4 protein-coding genes and 2 pseudogenes are annotated in these 5,877 nt (G+C 28.9%); all 6 read left to right on the forward strand.

All coding sequences use genetic code 11. The features are described from left to right. A pseudogene (locus Q0352_RS09370) lies at nucleotides 1-413 on the forward strand (TonB-dependent receptor); the annotation flags it as partial. Between the two features lie 4 nt (nucleotides 414-417). Continuing rightward, the gene (locus Q0352_RS09375; protein WP_299526994.1) at nucleotides 418-1,464 is read left to right on the forward strand and encodes a YncE family protein; all 1,047 of its coding nucleotides are present in this window, start codon (nucleotides 418-420) and stop codon (nucleotides 1,462-1,464) included. A 166-nt stretch (nucleotides 1,465-1,630) separates the two neighbouring features. Next, nucleotides 1,631-2,362 (forward strand): diphthine--ammonia ligase, encoded by a 732-nt coding sequence (locus Q0352_RS09380; protein ID WP_299526996.1) that lies wholly within the window; start codon nucleotides 1,631-1,633, stop codon nucleotides 2,360-2,362. A 123-nt stretch (nucleotides 2,363-2,485) separates the two neighbouring features. Next, nucleotides 2,486-3,160 carry a DUF2461 domain-containing protein gene (locus tag Q0352_RS09385; RefSeq protein WP_299526997.1) on the forward strand — a complete coding sequence of 225 codons (675 nt, stop codon included), beginning with the start codon at nucleotides 2,486-2,488 and terminating at the stop codon, nucleotides 3,158-3,160. Nucleotides 3,161-3,329: 169 nt separating this feature from the next. Further along, nucleotides 3,330-4,448, forward strand: coding sequence for a DEAD/DEAH box helicase (locus Q0352_RS09390; protein WP_299526999.1), 1,119 nt, complete (start codon nucleotides 3,330-3,332; stop codon nucleotides 4,446-4,448). A 236-nt stretch (nucleotides 4,449-4,684) separates the two neighbouring features. Next, nucleotides 4,685-5,877: pseudogene (locus Q0352_RS09395) on the forward strand (hypothetical protein); the annotation flags it as partial.

The following is a 5,877-nucleotide window of genomic DNA, read 5'->3' on the forward strand; positions in this document are numbered from 1 at the left end:
GAATAGAACTTGTCATAAATTATATAAAAAATATAAATAAGCATTCGTTCAATTTGAATGCAAATTATAGCTATACCATTTCAAAAGATAAAAATACAAAGCAACTATTACCATATATTCCTAAGCACTTATTAAACGGAACTTTCGGGTATTCTTATAAAAAGATAAGCGCATTTTATCAGCATTTGTTCAATGGTGAGATATATACTACAACGGACAATATTGATGATTATAATGTTCCATATTTTAATGTTGGGAATATTGGAATTAACTATAATTTAATAAAAACCAATGTTACGCAATTAGATGTAGGTATTAAAATTAACAACATATTTAATAAGCAGTATCAGGTTTTACCAAGCAGACCCATGCCAAATAGAAATATAAACTTTAATATAAATTATAAATTTTAAAATTATGAAAATCAGTAAATTTTTGCTTAGTGCTTTTATACTAAGCGCCTTATTTGTCTCATGTAATAATGATGATGATATACAAGAACCTAAAGGAGATTATGAGAATGGTGTACTTATATCAGGTGAGGGAGGACCATCGGGTTCTGTTTATTATGTGTCTGACGATTTTAGTACAACTGAGAGTCAAATTTATAAAAAGGTAAATAACAGTGAACTAAATGTTTATTTACAATCCATGGCTTTTGATAATCAAAATGCATATATCTGTGTTGATAACCAAAACACAATAACCGTTGTTGATAGATATACTTTTTTAAAGAAAGGAGCAATAACTACAGATTTAGAAGCACCAAGATATATGACGGTTGCTGACGGAATTGGATATGCTACAAATTGGGGTACTTCTGGTGCTTATGTTGCAGTAATTGATGTGAATAGCTTTACAGTTACAAATAAAATTTCTATTGCTTATGGTCCTGAGCGTATTATTGAAAAAAACGGAAGATTATATGTGTCTCATAAAGGTGGATTTGGTGTTAATAATTTGATATCTGTAATTGATATTGCAACTGAAGCTGTAATTGAAATTACTGTAAGTGATAAACCTGATGAATTATTTTTTGATACTGCTGGAAATTTAGTGGTTTTATGTGAAGGAGGAGTTATTTATGATGCCTCTTGGGTTCAAATAGGAGAAACTAAAGGTGCTATTTCAAAAATTAACCCTGCAACAAATACAGTAATTTCAGAAATTGTTTTTGCTGATGGTGTTCATCCAACCTTATTGGAAAGTTATGGGAGTGATTTATATTACACTGTAGGTAGTAAAGTTTATAAAATGTCACAAACATCGACTAATTTACCTACAAATGAGTTTATTGATACTGAAGGTAATTTATACGGAATGGCCTTTAATAATAACAATTTATATGCTATAGATGCAAATTTTTTAGGTGAAAGTACATTAAATGAATATAATTTAGCTTCAAAAGCAAAAACGAATACTTCAAAAGCACCGATTGCTGCTTCAAAAATATATTTTAATTAGTATATAGTATAATTTTAAGAATGAGGTGCTCAAATTGAGTGCCTCTTTTTGTTTTTAAGAATTACATTTGCTGAATTAGTAAGTTCTCAACGTATAAATAAATGTATATTCAGAAAACTTTGAAAAGCAATTTTTAATTATAGAACTTAATATTTATAAAATTAAAATGAATAAAATAAAAGCAATTTTTAATTGGAGTGGAGGCAAAGACAGCGCTTTAGCTTTATATCATGTTTTGAAAGAAGGAAAATTTGATATTGATGCATTAATGACTACCGTAAATTCTAAATACAATAGAATTTCAATGCACGGTGTACGAAATGAATTGTTGTATGCCCAAGGAGAATCAATTGGAATTCCAATCAAAGAAATTCGTTTGCCAGAAACACCTTCAATGTTAGAATATAATGAAACAATGAAAACTGTATTGTTGGAATTGAAAAAGAAAGAAATCACTCATAGTATTTTTGGAGATCTGTTTTTAGAAGATTTACGAGCGTATCGTGAAAACAAATTAAAAGAAGTAGGGCTGACAGCTCATTTTCCACTATGGAAAAGAAATACAACAGAAATAATCCATGAATTTATAGATTTAGGATTTAAAACGGTTGTTGTATGTGTGAAGTCTGAATTGTTGGGTAAAGAGTTTACAGGAAGAATAATTGACAGAGATTTTTTAAAGGACTTGCCAAAAAATGTAGATCCTTGTGGTGAAAATGGTGAATTTCACACCTTTGTTTTTGATGGGCCTATTTTTAAAACACCAATAACATACACTTTAGGAGAAAAAATATTTAAAGAATATGAAGCTCCAAAGAATAAAGAAGATAACTGCTTTTTATCAACAATAGATGAAAAACCTGCTGGGTTTCATTTTTGCGACTTACTACCTAAGTAAGAAATTGTCGAAGACTTTTGATTTGTTTATGATTACATTTATATGTTAAATAAAGCCTATTGAGAGATGGGCTTTATTTATTCATACATTTTTTCATATTTTTATCATTCTAAAAAAATCAAAATGAAATCTATTTCAAAAACTACGTTAGACTTTTTAAAAGAACTAAAAGAAAACAATACTCGCGAGTGGTTCAATGAGCATAAACCAGCTTTTCAAGTAGAACAAACAAAGGCAAAAGAATTTTACAATGCTTTAATGGAGCGTTTAAAAACACATGATGAAATTGAAAGTGTAAAGATATTTCGTATTTATCGTGATGTTCGATTTTCTAAGGATAAAACACCTTATAAACCACATTTTGCAGGAAATTTTGTGAGAGGCACAAAACGTTTACGAGGTGGCTATTATTTAAGAATTAGACCAGGAGAAAGCTTTTTGGCTGGTGGTTTTTGGGAACCAAATAAGGATGATTTGTTACGCATTCGTAAAGAATTTGAAATGGATACTTCTGAAATTAGAGAAATATTAAACGACAAAAATTTTGTGAAGCATTTTGGAAAATTAAAGGGTGATGCTTTAAAAACGGCTCCAAGAGGTTTTGATAAAGAGCATCCTGATATGGATTTAATTAGGATGAAGCAATTTATTGTAACTCGTGAATTTACCGATGAAGAAGTGTTAAATCCTAATTTTATAGAAGAAATAGGAGTATCTTTTAAGGCAATGCGACCTTATTTTGATTATATGAGTGAAATACTCACTACCGATTTAAACGGCGTTTCTACAATAGATTAGTAAATAATTAAATACATAATTTCGTATTGCTGAAGTTGATTCAGCATCTCAAAAAATAAATCTCAAAAATTGATTTGTATCGTTCAATTACTGAATTCTAAGCTATTTAAATAATATATTCTTGAACCATACAAATAAGAGTATATTTGCACTTTTATAAATACAAAATATGTCAACATTTTTAGAATTAGGAATTCGTAAAGAATATATAGAAGCATTAAAAGATCTTGGGATTAAAACACCAACAGAAATTCAAGAAAAAACCATTGCTGTTTTATTAAACTCAAAGACCGATTTTGTTGGTTTAGCACAAACAGGAACTGGTAAAACGGCAGCATTTGGACTCCCAATTTTACATAATATTAATTCAAAATCACCGACAATTCAAGCTTTAATTTTGGCTCCTACAAGAGAATTAGTGCAACAAATAAAAAAACAACTTTTTAAATTCACAAAATATAGTGATGAAAAAATATTTGTGGAAGGAGTTTATGGAGGTGAAAAAATTGACAAACAAATTAAAGCATTAAAAAGAACCACTCATATAGTAGTTGCTACTCCTGGAAGATTAATTGATTTAATTGAAAAAGGGGAAATTGATATTAAGAAAATTTCGACATTGGTTTTAGATGAAGCTGACGAAATGTTGAATATGGGTTTTAAACAAGATTTAAATAGAATTTTAAAATTCACAACAGGCTCAAGAAATACTTGGTTATTCTCTGCAACTATGCCCGAAGAAATTAAGCGTATTGTTAAAACGTATATTCAATCTGATGCGCCAAAAGTACAAGTAAATAAAAGTGATTTAGTGAATGTTAATATCACACATCAATATATAAAAACTACCATAAAAGAGAAGCCAGAACTAATAACTAAACTGTTAGAAAAAAGAGGTAATGAAAGAGGTATTATTTTTTGTAGAACGAAATTAGGTACTCAAAATTTAACAACTATATTAAAAGAGGAAGGCTTTTCAGTAGAAGCATTAGAAGGCGATATGCAACAAAAAGACCGCGATAAAGTAATGCGTGCGTTTAAAAATGGAAGTCTGCAAATACTAATATCTACCGATGTTTCTGCTCGTGGAATTGATGTAGATAATTTAGCATTTATCATTCATCATCAGCTTCCTGAGCAGTTAGAATATTATACACATAGAAGTGGAAGAACGGCCAGAGCAGGTAAAAGAGGATTTTCTATTGCTTTAGTTATTCCAGGAGAGCTTCAAAGAATACATGAAATTCAGAAAGATTTAAATATTAAATTTATGGAAGTTCATATCTAAATTTATTTAATGTTCAATACAAAATAAAACTGTTAACATGCTTAATTTAAGAATGTTAACAGTTTTTTCGTTATAAACGCCATTCAGTGTTAGCCTTAATAGTTTGTGTTTCCTGATTTTTTCAAATTATTAACCTATTTGAAATAGCTGATAAATGATATTATTTTTTATATTTTTACACGTCTAATTAAAAAATTGTAACTGAATTAGAAAATCAACAAATCAAAACCAATTATATGAAATCAATTTTCACTTCACTTTTAATTTTAATTTCTTTTACGCTTTTTGCTCAAAAAAAAGTATTGGATCATAAAGATTTTGAAATATGGCAAACTATTAAAAATCAATCAATTTCTAATGATGGAAATTTTGTAATGTATTCACTTGAAAAAGGTGAAAAAGATAGCCACCTTAAAATTAAAGATGCAAAATCATCCTTAGTTTTTGAGCATGAAAGATCAGAAAAAGGGCAGTTTACATTTAATTCTAAATTTGCATTGTTTACCATAAAACCTTGGAGAGATAGTATTAAAGAATTGAAGCGTAAAAAGGTTAAAAAAGAAAAACTCCCAAAAGATTCTATTGGAATTTACAATTTTTCAACTAAATCTCTTGATAAAATAGGGAATATAGAATCCTATAAAACTCCAGAAAAATGGTCTGGATCTCTTGCATATTTATTAGAAGATATTGTTGCTGCTAAGAAAGAAAAGGATACAGTTAAAGCTGAATCTAAGAAAAAAGATAAAAAGAAAGCTAAGAAAAAAGTAGGGAAGGATAATGGGTATCATTTAGTTGTTAGAGATTTAGTTTCTAAAAAACAGGACACGTTTAAATATGTGACCAATTATACATTTGCTAAAAACGCAAAAATGTTAGCATTTACAGCTACGGGAGAAGATTCTATTAGTGAAGCAGGTGTTTATGTACTAAATCTTGAAAATAATAAATTAATTCATGTATTTGAAGCCGAAAAGGCAAAATACTATGAGTTAAACTTTAGTGAATCTGGAAAGAATTTAGGGTTTGTAGTAGATGCGGATACTACGAAAGTACAAGTAAGACCAAATGAACTTTATATATGGAGAGAAGGTAAAGTGAAGGCTGAAAAATTAATGGATGCCAGTTCAGCACCAAAAGGTTTCAGAGTTTCTTCTGATGGAAATATCAATTTTTCAAAAGATGAAACTAAAATGTATTTTGGACTTGCAAAACCACCAATTGTACAAGACACAACATTATTAGATGAGGAGATTGTAAATGTAGAAGTTTGGACTTATAACGAACCAAGATTATATACAGTACAAGAATTACAGCTGAAAAATGATCAAAAGAAATCGTACACAGCTGCAATACACATCAATAAGAATTATAAATTAGTTCAATTAGCTTCAGAAGCATATCCAGATGTAGAACTTGGTAATGAAGG

This window comes from uncultured Lutibacter sp., assembly GCF_937891065.1.
GTDB lineage: Bacteria > Bacteroidota > Bacteroidia > Flavobacteriales > Flavobacteriaceae > Lutibacter.